Genomic DNA, 19678 nt, shown 5'->3' with positions numbered 1-19678 from the left:
CCCTTCGCGGCGGCGAAAGGCTCCTCCTGATCGACTATTTATATCTTGAACAGCGCCAGCTTGTCCTTCAGATTTCCGGAAACGCTTTCCAGGTTGGCCGACAGTGTTACGAGCTGATCGCTCACGTTCTGCTGCTCGCTGCTGAGCGAAGCCACCTCTTCCGAAGTCGCAGACGATTCCTCCGCTACGGCGCTGACATTGCCCATCGCCTCCGACAGCTCAATCTGCGCATCCTTCAGGCTGTCGATCGACTCTGTAACCGATTGCAGACTGGACACAAAGCTGTCCATCTGCCCGCGAACCGATACAAAGATTTCCCCAGTGCTCTTCACGGAGCTCATCTGCTCGGCGAATAGCGGCGTCACCTCGGAAAGCACGTTCACCGTCTCATTCATTTCGTTCATGATTTTGTCGGTGATGCCCGCTACCAAAGCGATGGATTCCCGAGTCTGATCCGCCAGTCCGCGAATCTCGTCAGCTACCACCATGAAGCCCCGTCCGGCCTCTCCCGCCCGCGCCGCTTCAATCGTTGCGTTGAGCGATAAAATATTCGTCTGCTGCGTAATATTTTTCATCACGTCGAGCACCTTCAACACGGACAAGGCGGTTTCCTTCAGATTGTCCACTTTCCCTACGAGCGCTTTGGTCATTTCGCCGGTGCGGCCGGTCTGCTTCATCAGCTCTTCAAGCTGCTCTGCGCCCCTGCCGCTCGACTCGCCCACGATCCGGGCCGCTTTATCCATTTCATTGTTCGCTAGGATGACGTGCTCCATCTGGCGCGACAATACGGCGGTGAGATCATTGCCTTTTTCGGCTTCTATAGCCAAGCTGCCGGCGCCTTCCGCGATTTCTTCGGTAGCGACCGCAATATCCTTGGCCGAATCCGCCGTCTTGCGTGAGGCTTCCCCCAGCTCGCCTGCCGTCTCCAGCACCTCACGGGCCGTTTCCGTTGTCTGGGAGACCAACTCCGTAATGCGTTCCATCATCAGATTAAAAGAAACCGACAACTGGCCGATCTCATCCGAGGAAGTATAGGGTGTCCGCACCGTCAAGTCTCCCTTGGCGCCTACGCCCATTAGATCCTTAAGCCGCGCGAGCGGGCGGGCAATCATGCGTACCATCCACACGCCAAGCAGCAGCGCCAGCAGAGCGGCCGCACCGGCAGCGAGGTAAGTAGTGAAGAGAATCGGCTTCGCGTCCTGTATAAGCTCGTTGGTCGGAATGATGCCTGCAAGCTTCCAGTCGGCCTTCGCAAGCGGGCTGAAGACGGCTAACAGATCATTACTGGAAGCGTCTCTGGCCTCTATGCTGTTGTTATTGGCTTTGCTGTCCTTGATAAAAGCGTACTGCGACGCTTTTCCGTCCTCCTCTTTGACCGAGGAAGCAATAACGGTCCCCTCCGGAGAAACAAGCTGAACATGCGAGCCTTCTCCCAGCTTGACGCTTTGGAAAGCGTCTTCAAACAAATCCTTTTTAAGCTCGATCAGAATAACGTAACCCGCCTGGCCGTTCATATCCTTGATTCTTCGGACGACAGCGACATTGGTGCTGCCCTTCACGCCGACACTCATCGGGAACCAGTAAAACTGCTGGCTAGCAGATTCTTTGGCAAACCACGGTTGATAGCTGTCGGTATTGGCAACCGCTTTCTTATACCAGTCCGCTGCCCGTATGTCGTTCTTCACCAGATCGCGATTTCCGCTTGAGATAATCTGCAGTTTTTCATTCTCCGGAATCAGGGAAAAGCTTACAATATTGGAGTCCGAGGTCGTCTGGTTGCTTAGCTTTTTGCCGATATCATCATTGGCCACAAACTGCTCATAATTAGATGAAGCGTTTTCAATAGTGGTAAGCCGCTCCTGAATTTGCGGATCGAAGAACACCTGCAACGCGAGCGTCTCATACTGGTTCAAAATAATATCAAGCTTCTCGGCATTTTGAATAATCGTCTGGCGGTTGGCTTCGGATACGTTATCCTTAATGGTCTCTCTGGCCTTGGTATAAGACATCAGTCCCAGACCCAGCACCACGACGACGATGGACGATAAAAAAATCAGAAACAGCTTTACCCCGACCGATTTGGCGGGATTTACTTTTTTTAATTGCCGCAAGGTTCTCTGCAGCCATTCTTTCAAGTCTGTCTTCGCTAACTCCGTCCGGTGCCGTACGGATTCGCTGCTGCCCGTCTGACCTAATTTTAACCGTTCTTTACGCCCATTTCTCTTTCTCTCCCGATTAGGAGCTGCCATTCAGATCACCTGCCTGATGAATTTGCAAAACGTTATGTAAGCGATATCTTTTATATCGGCAGACTGCCGGAAATATCTTATACCTGTTCCAATTTTTTTATGTCTTTAGTCCTAATACCTATATTGCGGCAAAAAAAACGGGCCATGCTCCTGATCCCAGGAACACGCCCGATTCACCCGTATCAACGCGGCCAAAGCTTACTTCTTTTTCCGCATCATATCAAAATAAGCTACCGGCTGGTCAACCTTCATCCGAATATGCTGCAAGGGATGGCGGGCCGCATCGAGCGGAACGCCCTGTTCATCCTGAAGCTCGCCCACGATCTGCTTGAACGGAAGGCGGTCCGGTCCGAAGAACTCCACCTCTTGGCCGGGTTTGAAGTGATTGCGCTGCTGAATGAGCGCCATACCCGTCTCCGCATCATAATCCAGCACGAGGCCGGCAAAATCATACGGCGCGGCTTTTTCTTCCGGCTCGTAAATATGATCCTCATGATCCGGCGTGTCGTAGAAAAAGCCCGTGTTCAGCGGACGGTTGGCCGCTTTGTTCAGTTCGTCCAGCCATTCCTGCTTCAGCTCGTAATGCTCGGGATCGGCCATGTAGGCGTCAATTGCCTTGCGGTAAGCATTAACCACAGTAGCAACATAGTGGATCGACTTCATCCGTCCCTCGATTTTAAAGCTGTCTATGCCGGCCTCGATCAAGTCGGGAATACTCTCCAGCATACAGAGATCCTTGGCGCCCATGGAGAACGGATTATCCTCCGGCTGATGCAGCGGCAGCTGCGTAACGCCAGGCTGCAGACGCTGCGGAGACTGTCCGGCGCTTTGCTCCTCGGAGACCCAGACTTCCCCTGGACGGGCATCCTCGAACAAATCATACTTCCAACGGCATGACTGGCAGCATCCCCCGCGGTTCGAGTCACGGTCCGTAAAGTGGTTGGACAGCACACAGCGGCCGGAATACGACGAGCACATCGCTCCATGGATAAAAGCCTCGATCTCGATATCGACATGCTCCTTGATCTCGGCGATCTCCTGAAGACTCGTTTCGCGGCCCAGGACGACGCGCGGCAGCCCCTCCTCCTTCCAGAAGGCTACGGCCTGCCAGTTCAGCGTTGACTGCTGGGTGCTGAGGTGCACCTCAAGACCCGGGACGGTCCGCAGGGCGATATCCACAATCGCAGGGTCCGCCACAATGATTGCAGCGATGCCGACCTCGTACAGATTGCGGAGGTACTCCTCGATCCCGGCGATATCTTCATTATGGGCGTAAATATTGGTCGCCACAAATACTTTAGCGCCGTATTTCTTGGCGAATTCCACGCCTTCGCGCATTTCCTCAAAGCTGAAATTGTCCGCATTCGAGCGCAGGCCATATTTCTGCCCGCCGATATATACCGCATCCGCGCCATAATGCACGGCGAATTTCAATTTTTCCAGATTGCCCGCCGGAGCCAGGAGCTCCGGTTTGTCCAAGCGGTAACGCTTGCCTTTGTATTGCGGCTTGGCCACAGTGTTCATACCTCTTCTCCCCTCCTCTTCATATAAGAAAGAATTTATTCCAAATTAATATACCTGCTCTTTATAAAAGAAGCCAAAAGTCAGCTCCCGCTCCGGGTCCTGCAGCGCCCGCACAGTATCCAGCCATTCCTCTTGAAACTCGTAACCCGCAGGGTCTGCGGCATATGCGTCGATCGCCCGGCGGTAAGCCTTGACTGCCGCAACGTTATAGGCGGTCGGCTTGAGCAGCCCTTCAATTTTGAAGCTGTGAACCCCCGCCTCCATCAGTACATGCAGGTCTTCCAGAATGCAAAGATCATCCGAGCTCATAATATGGGTGCCGTTCACATCTTCATAGATCGGGAACTTCTCATCCGGACGCTCCGCTTCGACCAAGAACAGGCCGCGTTCTTTGCCCTTGCTTCCTCCATCTACCGGCCGCCCCTGGTGAGCCATATAACTCTCCACCAGCTTGCGCTTGGAGTGATAAATATTAGTCATCCCATGCACTTGAACCTGGGCCTCCACTTCGAGGCTTGGCACCATTTCCGTGATCTCGTCCATATTCAATTCCCGGGCCAGAACTGCGCGGGAAGCGCCCTTGCGTCCCCAATAATTGGCTGTTGCGAAATTGGTGGACGTCATCTCCGCGTTCCAGTGAAGCTTAAGGCCGGGCGCTTCGCGCCGGGCCGTGGCCAGTACGGCCGGATCGCCGAACTCGGCGGCATCGACGCCGATCTCCGCAATGGCCTTGATATAGGCCGGAAGCTCATCCAGCAGCCGGTTCGGCATCAGCCCTCCGAGCCCGGCATATATTTTGCCGCCGCGTTCATGGGCCATTGCCGCTACCGCCGCCGTATCGTCCAGACTGAAATGTCCGGCCAGCCGCATGCCGAACCGGTCGTCACCGATGAGCAGCGCGTCGGCTCCGGCATCCAGCAGCGCGGCCGCTTCCGCAAGGGAAGCGGCCGTCGCCAGCAGCTCCGGTTTGCTCTTCATCATGTATCCTCCTGTGGGCGCATCCGGCACAATCAGGCACCGGACGGCATCTCAATTATAACGAATCACCGCGTCATTGCTCAAAATAAGAACAGATAAGGACAGCTTATTTCGCTGCTTCCTGACTTTTTCTGATATTCGCTAAATGTTCCTTGTACGTCTTGGCGAATAAATGGGCATGGCTTCCGTCCTTCTTCGTGACGTAATAATAATAATCCGAAGCCTCCGGCTCCAGCGCCGCCTTAATGGAGGCTAGACCCGGGCTGCAGATCGGTCCAGGCGGTAGGCCGGTATTCCGGTACGTATTATATGGGCTATCGACTTCAAGATCCTTATACAGCAGTCTTTCCTTCGGCTGATCAAGCAAATACTGGACGGTAGCGTCTATCTCAAGCTTTTGTCCTTTATTGAGCCTGTTGTAGATGACTCCGGCCACAAGCGGACGTTCGCTGTCCACAACGACTTCACGTTCCACTAGGGAAGCGACGGTCAGCAGTTCATGCAAGGTTAGTCCGCGATCGTTAAGACGGGTCTGCCAATCGGGGATGCTGTCCAGCCTCTTCTGCAGCTCCTCCATCATCTTCTCGACAATTTGCTGCGGCGTGCTGTCTTTGACCACCTCATACGTCTCCGGGAACATGTAGCCCTCCAGCCGGTGACGAATATCCTTTTCCTGCGGGATGCCTAAGACGTCTGTCTCCTTCAGCTCCGCCCCCGTATCCATCAGCGACAAAAAAATAGAGGCGTCCTTCCCCCAAGCCTGAGCCAGCCTGTCCGCAATCTGCTTCGCCGTATACCCTTCCGGAATGGTAAAGACGACGGTTTCCTTCTTCACCACATCTCCCGCGTTCAAGCGGGTAATCAGATTGTCATATGTTGCGCCGGGAGCGGCGCTGTAAGTTCCGGCCTTGAACTGCGACCCTTCGTTCGTCCACTTCAAATAGCCTTTAAACAGAAGAGCGCTGCGGATAATCCCTTTCTGCTCCAAAAGATCGGCAATTTCCGAGCTGCCCATGCCTTTTTCAATGGTAATGTTTACAGCAGGCCCTGACGGTTTCACCGGTTTCATACCGTTCCATATATACCAGATTCCTGCACCCGCCACAGCGATAAGCAGCAGCAGGACAATCAAGAAATTGCGGATGACGGACTTCAAACATTCTCCTCACTTTCCGACTATAAATATAAAATTGTATTCATTTAAATTCAATAGATATTTTAAAAATCGCTTATTTTCAAGCAAAAAGAGCGCGGAATGCTCCGCCCTCCCCTGCTTGTGGCTGCGTTCAACCGGCCCGAGGGCCGAAGCGGCTAGCCGTATATGCTTACACTTCGTCGCCTGGAAAGGTCAGCTCGTCATACAGCTCCGAGACATCTTCCCATTCGTCGTCGTCTTCAATACTCTCGAGTTCTGGCGGACCGTCAGGGGAAACAACGATGCGCAGGATTTCCCGCTCCCCGTCCTTCTCCGAATCTTCCAGTACCGCGTAGCTGCGGCCCTGCACTTCAAATTCGGCGATGATTTGATGCACGGAAGCCTTACCGTTCTCGTCTTCCAGTTCCACGGTCTCTCCATAGGCGTCTTTCAGCCGGGAGGTCCATATCGCTTGGTCGGTAGAAAACTCAGTCATTCCCGGCTCCTCCATCAAGCTCGTCAACCAGAGTGTTGAAGGTCTCCTCGACAATCGCCCATTCTTCATCATCTTCAATCATGAACAGCTGCAGATCTTCTCCGTCTTCTTCGTAGCGGAATGCGTATACCTCATCGGCTTCTTCGTCCTCGGAATCAAGCGGCACCACCATCATATACTTGGAATCGGAGCCGTCAACCTCGAACTTCATGATAACCTCGAATTCCTCTTCGTTGCCTTCATCATCGGGAATATAAATAATCTCCGGTTCCTCATCCATGCCGATCTGCTCGTTTGCCATGTGTGCGCACCCCTCACCTTTTACTGTTAGCATCCAAAAAATTTTGCAAAATCAGAACTGCGGCCATCTTATCCACAATTCCTTTGCGCTTCTTGCGGCTGACGTCGCCCTCGATCAGCACCCGCTCAGCAGATACCGTCGTCAGGCGTTCATCCCAAAGGTGTACGGGCAAACTCAGCGTCTCCCGCAGCTGGTTCGCAAATTCAATGCAAATCTCGCCGCGGGGGCCCACTGTGCCGTTCATATTCTTGGGCAGGCCGACTACAATCTCGGATACTTCGTATTCCGCGATCAAGCGACGGATTCGCTCCATCTCACTTCCGTCCCGGCGGCGCTCGATGGTCTCCAGTCCTTGAGCGGTCCAGCCAAAAGCATCGCTTACGGCTGCGCCGATCCGGCGATCCCCGTAATCCAGACCAAGTTTCCTCATTTGACCTTATCCGCCGGCTGATTGGCAAGGTAGAACCGGACCAGTTCCTCAATCAGCTCGTCACGTTCTTTCCTCCGGACCAAACTTCTCGCATTGTTGTGGCGCGGGATGTAAGCCGGATCACCGGAAAGAAGGTAGCCTACAATCTGGTTGATCGGATTATAATCCTTCTCCACCAGGGCGTTGTGAACGGTAAGCAGGATCTCGCGGGGAGATGCCTCTTTCTCGTCGCCCTTCACATTGAATTTGACCGTTTTGTCCATGGAGTCCATTTGTGACACCTTCCTTCTGCGCAGTCAATGCTTGACGGGGCCTTCGCAAAGTTGCTGCATTACTATATATTTGTATCTCACCCCATCATAACATATTCACGGTCGAACAAGAAAATCCTGCCGGAATATAGCGCTTTTTTGAGCTTATGCTCATGAATAACGCAAAAATAAAGGATTGTATGCAGAGAAGACGCGAAAAAACGCAGGGCCTGTCCGCTTAAGGGCGCAAAGTCCCAGGGGTAACCCCTTGCACAGCCGATTAGGCCAAGGATAGAAGCGCCACTATGCAGGCAAGCTCCTATCCTTGACCCATGGCTGGAGCCTTGGGCTGCCGCCTGCCGGAACGCAAGCGGCAGCCAGCTGCCGGCTAAACGCTCGCGAAGAGATATTCCTCTTCGCGGCGGATTCGCAGGCTGAAACCGCTGGGGGCCCGTTCTGCTTAACGGGTTAATCAGCCCTGAGCAGCTACCAGCTCTTCGGCCTTCGCCAGCGCTGCGGCCAGCTTCGAGGCGTCCTTGCCGCCGGCCTGCGCCATATCCGGACGGCCGCCCCCGCCGCCGCCGCATACCGCTGCGACTTCCTTCACCAGCTTGCCGGCATGATAGCCCTGCTTCACCAGCGCCTGCGGAACCGCAACGACAAAGTTCACTTTGTCATCCATGGCGGCGCCCAGCACGATGACCGCCTCCGGCAGCTTCACCTTCAGCTCGTCGGTCATCGACCGCAGCGCATCCATGCTGCCGGCCTGCACGGAAGCCGTCAGCACCTGCACGCCGCTGCCGACTGTCTTCACGCTGCTCGTCAGCTCGGCTGCGGCTGCTGCGCTGAGCTTCGATTGCAACGATTCATTCTCGCGCGCAAGCTCGCGAACTTGGCCGCTCAGCGCCTCGATGCGCTTCGGCACGTCCGGCAGCGACGATTTCAGCAGCGCCGCCGCCTGCTTCAGCACGTCGAGCTGGCTCTCCGTGTATTGGTAAGCGTAACGGCCGGTCACCGCTTCGATCCGGCGCACGCCGGAGCCGATGCCGCTCTCGCTGACCAGCTTGAAAATGCCGATCTGCGATGTGTTGCTCACATGACAGCCGCCGCACAGCTCAAGGCTGTAATCGCCGACCTGCACGACGCGGACGATGTCGCCGTATTTCTCGCCGAAGAGCGCCATCGCGCCCATCGCTTTGGCTTCGTCGATCGGTTTGTTTTCGATCACGACGTCTAGTCCGCGCCAAATTTGCTCATTGACCTTATGCTCGATTTCCGTCAGCTCCTCCGGCGTAATCGCGCCGAAATGCGAGAAGTCGAAGCGAAGCCGCTGCCCCTCCACAAGCGAACCCGCCTGGTTAACGTGGCTGCCAAGCACTTCTTTCAGCGCTTTGTGCAGCAGGTGGGTAGCCGTGTGGTTCTTCACGACATCCTCGCGCTCCGAACGGTTCACTTCTGCGCGGATCGTATCGCCCACTTTCAGCTCACCGGATTCCACCGTCACCAGATGAACATGCTGGCCGCGCGGCGCTTTAAACAGTCCGTTCACCTTCGCGGTAACAGAGCTGCCCGTCAGCACGCCATGATCGCTTACTTGACCGCCGCTTTCGGCATAGAACGGCGTCGACTCGAGAATAACCTGCGCTTCCGCGCCTTCGCCTGCGGTGTCCACCAGCTCGTCGCCGACCAGAATGGCAGCGATTTTCGTTTCGGCTACGAGGTCATTATATCCAACAAACTGGCTTTTAACCGTCAGCTCGGACAACGCCCCGCCCTGTACCTTCATGCTGCCGCTGTCGTGACGGGCCGCTCTTGCCCGGTCGCGCTGCTCCTGCATCGCCGCGTCGAACCCTTCACGGTCGACCTTCAGCCCCTGCTCGGCAGCGTAGTCTTCCGTCAGGTCGAACGGGAAGCCATAGGTGTCATACAGCTTGAACGCATCTGCTCCGCTGATCACGTCAACACCGTCCGCCTTCGCCCGGTCGCTGATTTCGCCCAGGATCGCCAGGCCGTCGGATAGCGTTTCATGGAAGCGTTCTTCTTCCGTACGGATGATTTTGGCAATATATTCGCGGTTCTCCACCACAGTCGGATAGTAGACGCCCATAATGTCGCCCACAACGCTCGTCAGCTCATACATGAACGGACGGTCCAGACCCAGCGTCTTGCCGTAGCGCACCGCACGGCGCAGCAGACGGCGGATAATATAGCCGCGTCCTTCATTGGAAGGCAGTACGCCGTCGCCTACCGCGAAAGTTACGGTACGGATATGGTCAGCGATGACTTTCAGCGCAATATCCTGCTCCAGATTATCCTTGTAGTTTACACCTGCAAGCTTGGCCGTCGCTTGAATGATCGGCTGGAACAGGTCGGTGTCGAAGTTCGAATCCACGTCCTGAAGGATGGAAGCGAAACGCTCCAGACCCGCGCCGGTATCGATGTTCTTATTCGGAAGCGGCGTGTAGCTGCCGTCCTTGTTATGGTTGAACTGTGAGAAGACGAGGTTCCACACTTCCAGATAGCGTTCGTTCTCGCCGCCCGGATACATTTCCGGGTCGGACATGTCGCTGCCGTAGGCTTCGCCGCGATCATAGAAAATTTCCGTACAAGGTCCGCACGGCCCTTCACCGATATCCCAAAAGTTGTCCTCCAGCTTGATGATGCGTTCTGCGGGCAGCCCGATTTTTTCATTCCAGAACTTGAAAGCTTCTTCATCTTCGGGATAGACGGTAACCGCCAGGCGGTCCGGGTCGAAGCCGATCCACTCCTTGTCCGTCAGGAATTCCCAGGCCCAAGTAATCGCTTCTTCCTTGAAATAGTCGCCGATGGAGAAGTTGCCCAGCATTTCAAAAAAAGTATGGTGGCGGCGAGTCTTGCCTACGTTCTCAATGTCGTTCGTTCGGATACATTTCTGCGAGTTGGCGAGCCGCGGATTCTCCGGCTTCACGCGTCCGTCGAAATAAGCTTTAAGCGGCGCCATGCCCGCGTTGATCCACAAGAGCGATGGGTCGTTGTGAGGGACGAGCGAGGCGCTTGGCTCGATTTTATGGCCTTTGCCTGCAAAAAATTCCAGCCATTTGGAACGGATGTCACTTGCTTTCATCTAAATACAGCTCCCGTCAATTTAAATTAGAACGAAAAAAACGCCCCTGAATGATTCAGGGACGATTGATATCGCGGTACCACCCTGGTTATCGCCCATTAGCGTCCTTGGCATCTTGTAAAGATGCTTCAGACACGCCGCAGCCGAGCGATCGCCTTGTTACGGCCGTTAACGGGGCCATCCGGCGGGCTTATACCCGCACTCCGAAATCAGCTTTCCGCCGGCCCGTCTTCCGGATTCTCGCAGCCGCCTGCGTCACTCGCAAGGGAATCCGTTCTCTGGTGAAGCCTAGTTTCCGGCGTACTTCATTTCATCACTGTATTCATAGCTATGAGGTTAACGCATTTTAACATTAGGTAAAGTATATCCATGCCCTTCGTTCCTGTCAATTGCCTTACTATATAAGATGAACTTAAGATTTTCCATCAGATATTAGTCGTAACTACGAGGAATGTTTGGACTTCCGGCCGCTGCCCATCTCCAGATTTCTTGATTTATACCGCTCTTCGCGGATTGAAATCCGGAGACAAAGGCGATCGCTATCGCTCCTACAGTTCCAAACTTCCCCTTCGCTCCTTCTTCCCCTGATGTTGTTTTTTCAAGTTCATCTTATAAAGATATGCTATATTAATCGGCATTAATCAGCTGTCTCAGCCGCTCTTCTTCATTCTATCTGCGGCTAGCATAGTTCCTTCTTGGCTTCATCCGATCCAGCTTACAGCACCGCTGAAGAGCCTCCGTCGATATTGACGGACGTTCCGGTAACATATGACGCCGCATCAGATACCAGGAACGCGATCACCTTAGCCGCCTCTTCCGCATCGCCGATTCTCCCAAGAGGAATGCCGTGGCGCGGGTCGGCCGAGAATTCCTCCCAGCTTAAGTTAGGAGCGGCCTGCTTCCATTTCCGCTCGATTTGGTCGCTTCGGATGAGGCCGATACATACCGCGTTGACGCGAATGCCCGCCCCGGCCAAATCCTTGCTCATCGCTTTGGTCAACGCGAGGCCGGCGGCGCGGCTGACCGACGTTGGCAGAGAAGCGGCGGATGGAGCCTTGCCTTTAACGGCGGTGACATTGACGATAGCTCCGCCTCCAGCCTTCCGCATATACGGTATCGCCGCCCGCGCGCAGTGCACCGCGCCCAGCAGCTTCAGGTCAAGGTCGGCGTCCCAGGAATCGGCGTCCACTTCCTCGAACGGCTTGGCCGCTGAGGTTCCGGCATTATTGATCAGGATGTCGACGCCTCCAAAATGCGCTCCGGCCGTCTCAACCGCCCGCCGGGCGCCCTCCTCCGACGAGATATCTGCCTGAATGACCAGCGGTTCCTTTCCAGTTGCTTCATATATATGGCGTGCGGCTGCCTGAAGCGCCTCCAGCGTTCGGGCGATGATCGCCACATCCGCACCTTCACCGGCCAGAACGATCGCCGTAGCCAGGCCGATTCCCTTGCTGCCGCCGGTCACTATTGCTTTTTTCCCCTTTAAACTCAGGTCCATGCTAACTCCCCCTTATGCGGCGGACGATACCGCCTGTTAAAAATTCTCATAAGGACATTATACATACTGGCGCCCGTTAAACCTACTGCGGTCAATGTTCATATTTCCAACTCTTTTTCCGTAAAAACTCTCCTTTACAAGAATCGCGAACAGGCGTATAATCACTAATTGTTCGAGCGAAATATCACCGATCATTTCCGTTAACGAGACGTGGCTCAGCTTGGTAGAGCGCTTGCTTCGGGAGCAAGAGGTCGCAGGTTCAAATCCTGTCGTCTCGACCATACTTAAATGACAGAACCCTTGATATACAAGGGTTTTTTTGTTTGGGAATTTTTAGTTTTGCACAAGCTAATTTGATAAATATCTAATATATTGCCGAATTCTCTTAATTTTAGTGAGGAATTATTGTGAGTGAGAAAATCGTAAGAAATTCCGTATAAAAGAATCCGTTTTCCGTGACACGCTGCGGATAAATAACACCCTTGCTTTTGAGTATGATTGTGATACTGAAGCAAGGGTGTTTTGCTTTGTGAAATTTTTTTAAAAGGAGAAGCATGCATGTAAATTTTCGAGGTTTCAATTTTGTTCCTAACGCACCAAACGGATCCATTGAAACAAAAATGTGCGTTCTGTTCAAATGCCCGCCTCTGCTTTTATAATGAGCAAAAGGAAAGCGAGGTGCAGCATGATTCCATATCGACTGACTTCGGGAAACTGGAGTATCGCATGGGGAACTCCCCTTGATCTTAAAGCGCGTATAAGCAACCCTTTGCCGCATCGTAATAACGAATACTTGCATGCAGTCGAAGAATTGCCGGACCTGTGGGAATGGGAACTCCCCGAAGGAGTTTACAGGGCAAAGGACATCGTGCACGAGGCCGGGATCATTCTCGCCGCAATCGGCATCCAACTCGGCGACGCAGCCAACTCAAAAGCACTGTTGGATAATCTTCAGTCAAGCTTGGCGACGGCCGGAAGGGAGGCGGTCCTGCCGCTGGAACAGCTGAAGACGGAACACGAGGACGATTCCCGTTCCGAGTTGTCTGACCAGGCCAAACGCATCGGAGAAACTATCGCGAATTGGGCAAGGGAAGAAGAAAGACAAGCGTCGGCGCTTAAGCGTTACGGAGAACGCACCCTCCGCCGCCTCACTATGAGGAGCCGATGCGACCAGCACTTATGGACTCCGGACGTCGTCCATTTGCTGACCGGGCCTTCCGGTAGTCCTGCTGTGATGCAATTGTTCAATGAGTATCTTCATCAGCTCATCCTTCTCAGGGATGCGCTCCTTCCGTTCGAAAATTGGGAAGAAGTTCCCATAGAGCGCAAGGGAACCGATCGGGAAAGAGGTTTGCGGTGGCTGGAAGAAGCTCGCAATGAATTTCTGGCCGTGCTATTAACCCGAAAAATTCCGCATAAGGCGATCGTTCGCTATGCCCAGCGAGTGCTGAGTCCTGAACTCTCCGCCGCCGGATACGGGTTCCAATATCGTCTCGGCACGATCCTCCCCGCCTCCATCGGGAGGCCGATCGCTACCGCTTCGAAGGCCCTTCTCCGCTGGCATCCCGTCTGGACGTACAAGGCGGGCATGACCGATTTTCCGGAGCCGGCGACATTCGACTATGCTTTGGACGATTATTATGCCGCGCAGCGAAGTGCGCTGGAATCCGCTCCTTCGGAGCGGACCGGTTCGTCAAGTTCGCCTCCGTCTCTTGCAGCCATTCGCGAAGCCGGACTCGTCCCCGTCTCAACCGATTCCGGCCGTGTGCAACTGCAGCTGATATTGCTGACTCCCGAGAGGCAATACGCCGTGGATCTCGGGCAGGCACTGAGAGGTCACCGCTACCTGTACCGGCCGCGGCGGGAGAATCCCGATGCGGAGCAGCCGGATTCTTCAGGCGGAGAACCGGACCTGCCTGTTTATGAGGCCGATTCGATCCTGGTCTTGCCGGGACTCGTAACGGTCGGGGCAGGCGTTCATTCGGTTGCCGCGTATGGAAATCCGCTGGTGCAGTGGGCTCTGTTGGGTAAGTTGTATCCGGAAAATGTCGTCGCCAGCGAAGGTGCTGCGGGATCGGCGCTCGGATCAGCCCGCGAATCGGGCAAAGGATTCGGTGCAAAGTTTCTGCTTGACGGGGCGGTGCGGGGGACCGACTGACATCGGCCCCTCTCAGGCGTGCTGATCGCGAGCAACGGAATCGTCGAACGGAAAGCTGTCAACGTAATCCGCACCGAATTTGCATAATTGGGTCAAAATCGGAATCAGCTGCCGGCCCAGCTCGGAGAGCATGTATTCAACCTTGGGCGGCGCAACGGCGTACACTTTTCGGATAATAAGCCCGTCTTTCTCAAGCTCCCGCAATTGCAGGGTCAGCATTTTTTGCGTTGTCTCGGGCATCAGCTTCTGCAATTCGTTGAAACGGCAGGTCTTGTGTGACAAATAACTCAGGATCAAAATTTTCCATTTCCCGCTGATGAGCCCGAGCGTAATTTCAGATGTGCACGCGTACTCCTGGTTTCTGAATTTGATCATGGTGTATCCCCATTTCATTAAACTGACTATTAAACTAGTGTTACATTGAATTATAGCAAAACAGAATCGAAATCAACAAGAACGTTTGCATTATTTCCGACTTTTCAACCCTGAAAACATTAATTTTTATTATAAAGGAGACTACCCCAGGCTATGAGAAATTCAATTCGATCCGTCCCGCTGCTGCTGACTCTATCCATCCTGTTGTTCTTGTCTGCTTGTTCTCAGCGCAATGAACGCTCCGACTCCAACCCGTCGACGTCCAATCCAACGGAAACCGGGGCGAGCAGCGGCGCTGCCATCTATCCGATCCGGACCGATAAGACGTTAAGCTATTGGCTGCAGTCGCCAACCACGCTAAAACCGAGCGTCCAGGATGTCCCCTTTTATCAGACATGGCAGAAACGGACCGGTGTGAAGATTCAATTCGCCGAGGTATCGAGCGCGCAGGCGAAGGAGTCGTTCAGCACGCTGCTCTCTTCCGGCAACCTGCCCGACATTATCGAATATAACTGGCTGAATGCGCCGGGAGGTCCGGAGAAAGTGCTGAACGACGGTTACATTTTGAGACTGAACGACTTGATAGACCAGTACGCCCCCAACCTGAAGAAATATCTGAAGGATCACCCGGAACTTGACAAGATGGTGAAAACAGACAACGGCGATTACTATGCGTTTCCTTTTCTCAAGGAAGGAGGAATGACCCAGCAGTGGGCGGGACCCGTGCTGCGCAAGGATTGGCTGGCGGAATTGAAGCTGGACGTGCCCGCGACAATCGATGAATGGCATACCGTGCTGACAGCCTTCAAGGAGAAAAAAGGATCGGCCGCACCGCTTTCCCTCGGCAGCCAGACGAATCCGCTGCAGGGATTTCTCGACGGCGCGTTCATCGGAGCATTCGGCGTCATCCGCGATTTCTATGTCGACGACGCCGGCCAAGTGCAGTATGGTCCGCTTCAGCCAGGATACAAGCAGTTCCTGACGACGATCAGCCAGTGGTACAAGGAAGGGCTGCTGGACCGAAACTTTACCCAAACCGACCGCAAGGCGCTCGACGCCAATATGACGTCCTCGGGTTCCGGGGCCACGGTATCTTCCGGCGCGAGCATCGATCGATGGGAGAAAGCCCTTGCCGGTCAGGATCCGAATGCCAAGTTCGTTTTCGCGCCCTATCCGGTTCTGAAGAAAGGCGATACGCCGAAGTTCGGGCAGCTGGCATGGCCTTACGGGGCGGAAGCCAGTGCGGCAATATCCGCCAAGAGCAAAAACCCTGAACTCGCTGTACAGGTGCTTGATTATGCATACGGGGAAGAGGGCTACCGCTTTTTCAACTATGGTACGGAAGGCGAGACCTATACACTGGAGAACGGCAAGCCGAAGCTGACGAATCTGATCACAAACAACCCGGACAAGCTGTCCTACGTCGAAGCGCTCGCTCTCTATACCCACACGGTCAACCCGGGTCCCTATGTAGAATCCCGGGAGTTGATCGACAACCTGGCCGTGACGAATGAGGATCACAACTATGACATCTGGAAGACCGACAACCTGAAGCACGTCCTCCCGCCAGTGACGATCACAGCGGAGAATTCGAGCGAGTATGCGCGCATCATGAGCGATGTGAATACGCTGGTCGACGAGACCACGCTGAAGATTATTCTCGGAGTGGAACCGATCAATGCCTATGAAGACTTCGTGAAGGAGCTCGAGTCGCTTCATATCAAACGGGCCATCGAAATCCAGCAAGCCGCGTATGACCGCTTCCAGCAAAGGTAGGGTCTCATCCGTGGAACGAAGATCGGCATCAGACACCCGTCAAAAGAAAGTTCAGGGTCGGATACGGTGGCCCGGTATCGCCTCGGATTTCCAACGCAACAAGCTGCTTTACCTGATGGCGCTTCCCATCGTGGGTTACTACATCGTATTTTTCTATTGGCCGATGGTTGGAGCGGTCATTGCCTTTCAGAATTTCTCGCCGATGAAAGGCATATGGGGCAGCGAATGGGTCGGCCTGGACCACTTTTACGCGTTCGTCAATGGTCATTATTTCTGGCGGTTGCTGCGTAATACGCTGCTGCTGAGCGCTTACTCTCTTTTGTTCGAGTTTACGGCACCTCTCTTACTCGCCTTGCTCATCAATGAGGTGCGCAGCCGCCTCTTCAGGAATGTTGTCCAGACAGTCGCGTACATGCCCTATTTTGTTTCATTGATCGTCGTCTGCGGCATTGTGAAGGATCTGACCAGAAGCGACGGGCTCGTGAATCTCGTCTACACGTTTATAAGCGGAACGGACGGCCAGGATATGCTTCAGCAGCCCGGCCTTTTCCGGGGCGTCTATGTACTGTCGGAAATTTGGCAGCGGGCAGGGTGGGAATCGATTATTTACATGGCGGCGCTAACCGCGATTGATCCGAAGCAATACGAGGCCGCCCGCATCGACGGCGCAAGTCGGCTGCGTCAGATGTGGAGCATCACGCTGCCCGGTCTTGCACCGACGATTATCATCATGCTGATCCTGCGGCTCGGGAACATGCTCGAGGTCGGCTACGAGAAAATCATCCTGCTCTACAACCCCGTTACCTACGAGACGGCGGATGTGATCTCCACCTTCGTGTATCGAAAAGGGCTGATCGATTTCGACTGGAGCTTCAGCTCCGCGGTCGGTCTCTTTAATTCCGTGATTAATTTGGCCATACTCCTGTTTGCGAATGCCTTGAGCCGCAGAGTGAGCCGAAACAGTTTATGGTAAGGAGGAACTTATGCGCTTATCCGATCGTTTGTTGGACGTTGTCGTCTATACGCTGCTGGCGGTACTTATCGCGGTCACCTTATATCCGCTTCTCTATGTGCTCTTCGCTTCACTCAGCGACGGGGATCGGCTGCTTGCCCACCGGGGGCTTCTCTGGAAGCCTCTCGGATTCGTCACATTTGCGTACGAGCGTGCTTTATCCAACCCGGCCGTCTGGACGGGTTACTGGAACACAATCCGGCTGGTCGCCGGCGGGGTCGTCCTAAATTTGACGATGACCATTTTAGGGGCTTACGTCCTGTCAAGGCGCAACGTGCTGTGGAATAAGGTTCTGATGATTTTCGTGGTCGTGACGATGTTCTTCAGCGGAGGCATGATTCCGTTCTATCTGGTCGTAAAGCAGCTTGGCCTGATGAACACGTTATGGGCGCTTCTTCTTCCGTTCGCAGTGAACACGTTCCACCTCATCATTATGAGAACGGCCTTTCTAGCACTGCCTCCCAGCCTGGAGGAATCCGCCCAGATCGACGGTGCCGGCCACCTTACGATGTTGACGAGGATTGTCGTGCCACTCTCCATGCCTGTGATTGCCGTCATCCTGCTTTATACGGCTGTCGACAAATGGAACATGTGGTTTTTCCCATCGATGTTCATCCAGGATCGTACGCTGTATCCGCTCCAGCTCGTGCTCCGCGAAATTCTCATTAACAATCAGACGGATACGATCTCCTCCGGCACCGGCGTGGGGGAAGCGCAAAAAATCGGCGAAACGATCAAATACGCGACGATCATCATCGCCACCGTGCCTGTGCTGTTCGTGTATCCGTTCCTTCAACGCTTTTTCGTCAAAGGTGCTTTGGTCGGTTCGATCAAGGGGTGATAATGGAACCGGAACTCCACTTTACGCCCCATGAAGGGATTGATATGAGAGAAATTGGGGTATGCGTGAGCCAAATAACAAATAAGCTGAACATGACGTAATCGACGGCTTCCCAGTACCTTTCGATCCTTCAGCGAGCCGGACTGATCAAGATAAAATGAATGGGTAAGTTTACTTATTATCAACGGGACGAGGATGCCCTTCGCAGAATCGCTGATTATTTGCTGGAATTTTTGTATATCGATATCCTTCAGGGTTGCCGGTCCAACAAGCTTTTCAACTTATCGAGCAGCTGCGGACTCAGATCAAGAATGCGGCTGTATATGTCTTTGGGGGAATCAAGCGATACCGTCTGGACTCCGGAAGGACCGATAATGAGAAACGCGACGGGAGTGACGGACACGCCCGCTCCGATACCTCCTCCAAACGGCAGCACTGAAGAACCAGAGCCTCTGAATTCGGTGCCCCCGGCCACTAATCCAAAGTTCGTTCGGCAAATGGGGATCACAACGGTACCATCCGGTGTCTGGATCGGTTCTCCGATAACGGACTCTGCATCGATAATGCCTTTCAGATTAGGCAATACGTTCTCCAGCAATTGATGAATTTGCTCAGACATGTCGGCACCTCTCCTCCGCTTAAGTGCTAATTAGTCTTGACAACATATTATCTCTTTAAACGGTCAACTAATGGAATGCCATATCCGCCTTGAGTCATGGAAAAACAAGTGGGGATTATACTTGACAGTAACCTATCATAATTTTAATAAGATCAAGGAGTAGGTAAACTGCCCGTTAAATCATTTGGCTTAACTTGATCTGTCTTTTTCAGGATCATTGAATGTTTCTTGGAATCATAATAGAAATGATACACATCAATGAAATCCTGACCAGCTGCATAACCGCCAGTAATGGTGAGTTCACCATTTGATACCTGAAAAGGATGATGCGGAAGCTGACCTATATTCGTCCAAATCTGTCCAGGTTTCATTTCAAACGTTATTGGGAAAGCCTTCCCACCATTTATTCCAAATAGATAAGTTTCGAGAGCGTGACAATCCGTATAACGTGGAACGTATGCGAATAAATCTGTTGTTCCCAAGGTAAACTTCTGCATCTTGACTGGTACATCGCTTGGTTGCACGATTTCGAAATCGATTGGAAATGTCATTACCTTTCTAGAAGCCCCACCAGATGTGGGTTCCCATAACATTTCATAGTCTCCTAACCATCTGAGGTCAGAATCTACTCCGAGACAACTAGAAGCCCCTAAAGTAGCTACGTTAGCTTGACTAGCAGGCTTGACGAGTAGGCGCCCGTCTTGATTTGTTCCAATTGCCCTAATCGAGTTATCCTCTCTCTTTGCTTCCGTAGCCATTGAAGATGAATTTGGTGAAGAAGTAGTCGTATCATTATTCACATGAATGGCTAAGTTCTCCTTATCAACGCTATTAACACAAGCGGAGAGCAAAGCTAATATGGTAACCATCAGAGCCATCTTGATTCTCATTCGTATACCCTTCCTCAGGTGAAAAATTTTATTTAATAACAG

The 19678-nt window shown here is 53.4% G+C and carries 17 protein-coding genes, 1 tRNA gene and 1 pseudogene; 6 read left to right on the top strand and 13 right to left on the bottom strand.

What is annotated here, in order from left to right; all coding sequences use genetic code 11:
* Positions 1-38 precede the first annotated feature (38 nt).
* The 10 genes from VK70_RS04725 to VK70_RS04680 form a co-directional block, all read right to left on the bottom strand.
* Positions 39-2249, bottom strand: coding sequence for a methyl-accepting chemotaxis protein (locus VK70_RS04725; RefSeq protein WP_025694944.1), 2211 nt, complete (start codon positions 2247-2249; stop codon positions 39-41).
* Between the two features lie 198 nt (positions 2250-2447).
* Positions 2448-3773, bottom strand: coding sequence for a peptidase U32 family protein (locus tag VK70_RS04720; RefSeq protein WP_025694945.1), 1326 nt, complete (start codon positions 3771-3773; stop codon positions 2448-2450).
* A 45-nt stretch (positions 3774-3818) separates the two neighbouring features.
* Positions 3819-4751 (bottom strand): peptidase U32 family protein, encoded by a 933-nt coding sequence (locus VK70_RS04715; RefSeq protein ID WP_046722923.1) that lies wholly within the window; start codon positions 4749-4751, stop codon positions 3819-3821.
* Positions 4752-4857: 106 nt separating this feature from the next.
* Entirely contained in the window at positions 4858-5907 is a 1050-nt protein-coding gene (gene mltG / locus VK70_RS04710) for an endolytic transglycosylase MltG (protein WP_025700693.1), read from the bottom strand.
* Positions 5908-6076: 169 nt separating this feature from the next.
* Entirely contained in the window at positions 6077-6382 is a 306-nt protein-coding gene (locus VK70_RS04705) for a DUF1292 domain-containing protein (protein WP_025700695.1), read from the bottom strand.
* The gene (locus VK70_RS04700) at positions 6375-6683 is read right to left on the bottom strand and encodes a DUF1292 domain-containing protein (protein WP_025700697.1); all 309 of its coding nucleotides are present in this window, start codon (positions 6681-6683) and stop codon (positions 6375-6377) included. Before VK70_RS04700 ends, VK70_RS04705 begins: the two co-directional genes overlap by 8 nt.
* Before the next feature lie 13 nt (positions 6684-6696).
* Complete coding sequence (ruvX, locus tag VK70_RS04695; protein WP_025700699.1) at positions 6697-7113, bottom strand: Holliday junction resolvase RuvX; 417 nt, start codon at positions 7111-7113, stop codon at positions 6697-6699.
* Positions 7110-7385: an IreB family regulatory phosphoprotein gene (locus VK70_RS04690; protein WP_025688687.1), complete on the bottom strand. Its 276-nt coding sequence runs from the start codon at positions 7383-7385 to the stop codon at positions 7110-7112. The genes ruvX and VK70_RS04690 overlap by 4 nt, the downstream gene beginning before the upstream one ends.
* Before the next feature lie 451 nt (positions 7386-7836).
* On the bottom strand, positions 7837-10467 hold the full coding sequence (gene alaS, locus VK70_RS04685; RefSeq protein ID WP_046722921.1) for an alanine--tRNA ligase: 2631 nt from the start codon (positions 10465-10467) through the stop codon (positions 7837-7839).
* Between the two features lie 715 nt (positions 10468-11182).
* Positions 11183-11965, bottom strand: a complete 783-nt coding sequence (locus VK70_RS04680; RefSeq protein WP_025697997.1) for an SDR family NAD(P)-dependent oxidoreductase — start codon at positions 11963-11965, stop codon at positions 11183-11185.
* A gap of 204 nt (positions 11966-12169) precedes the next feature.
* Here VK70_RS04680 and VK70_RS04675 point away from each other — a divergent pair.
* Together VK70_RS04675 and VK70_RS04670 are read left to right on the top strand one after the other, a co-directional pair.
* Positions 12170-12246 (top strand) — tRNA-Pro (locus VK70_RS04675).
* A gap of 404 nt (positions 12247-12650) precedes the next feature.
* Positions 12651-14123, top strand: a complete 1473-nt coding sequence (locus tag VK70_RS04670; protein WP_025697999.1) for a hypothetical protein — start codon at positions 12651-12653, stop codon at positions 14121-14123.
* Positions 14124-14135: 12 nt separating this feature from the next.
* Here VK70_RS04670 and VK70_RS04665 read toward each other — a convergent pair whose 3' ends face one another.
* Positions 14136-14498: a winged helix-turn-helix transcriptional regulator gene (locus VK70_RS04665; RefSeq protein ID WP_036641849.1), complete on the bottom strand. Its 363-nt coding sequence runs from the start codon at positions 14496-14498 to the stop codon at positions 14136-14138.
* A gap of 153 nt (positions 14499-14651) precedes the next feature.
* Here VK70_RS04665 and VK70_RS04660 point away from each other — a divergent pair, with 153 nt between their 5' ends.
* The 4 genes and pseudogenes from VK70_RS04660 to VK70_RS28845 form a co-directional block, all read left to right on the top strand.
* Entirely contained in the window at positions 14652-16274 is a 1623-nt protein-coding gene (locus tag VK70_RS04660) for an extracellular solute-binding protein (RefSeq protein ID WP_025698001.1), read from the top strand.
* Positions 16275-16389: 115 nt separating this feature from the next.
* A complete protein-coding gene (locus tag VK70_RS04655; RefSeq protein WP_233277826.1) occupies positions 16390-17247 on the top strand; it encodes an ABC transporter permease in 858 nt (285 codons plus the stop codon).
* Positions 17248-17257: 10 nt separating this feature from the next.
* Positions 17258-18127, top strand: a complete 870-nt coding sequence (locus tag VK70_RS04650; protein ID WP_025698005.1) for a carbohydrate ABC transporter permease — start codon at positions 17258-17260, stop codon at positions 18125-18127.
* Positions 18127-18348, top strand: a pseudogene (locus VK70_RS28845) (ArsR/SmtB family transcription factor); the annotation flags it as partial. The gene VK70_RS04650 and the pseudogene VK70_RS28845, both read left to right, overlap by 1 nt.
* A 29-nt stretch (positions 18349-18377) precedes the next feature.
* On the opposite strand, the gene ytfJ reads toward VK70_RS28845, so the two are convergent.
* Both ytfJ and VK70_RS04640 read right to left on the bottom strand, forming a co-directional pair.
* A complete protein-coding gene (gene ytfJ / locus VK70_RS04645; protein WP_025698007.1) occupies positions 18378-18746 on the bottom strand; it encodes a GerW family sporulation protein in 369 nt (122 codons plus the stop codon).
* Between the two features lie 152 nt (positions 18747-18898).
* On the bottom strand, positions 18899-19636 hold the full coding sequence (locus VK70_RS04640) for a hypothetical protein (protein WP_025698009.1): 738 nt from the start codon (positions 19634-19636) through the stop codon (positions 18899-18901).
* Positions 19637-19678 lie beyond the last annotated feature (42 nt).

This window comes from Paenibacillus durus ATCC 35681 (assembly GCF_000993825.1).
GTDB classification, from domain to species: Bacteria; Bacillota; Bacilli; order Paenibacillales; family Paenibacillaceae; genus Paenibacillus_AQ; species Paenibacillus_AQ durus_B.
Note: the sequence above shows the minus strand (reverse complement) of the source record. Positions and strands in the feature narration are given on the sequence as shown.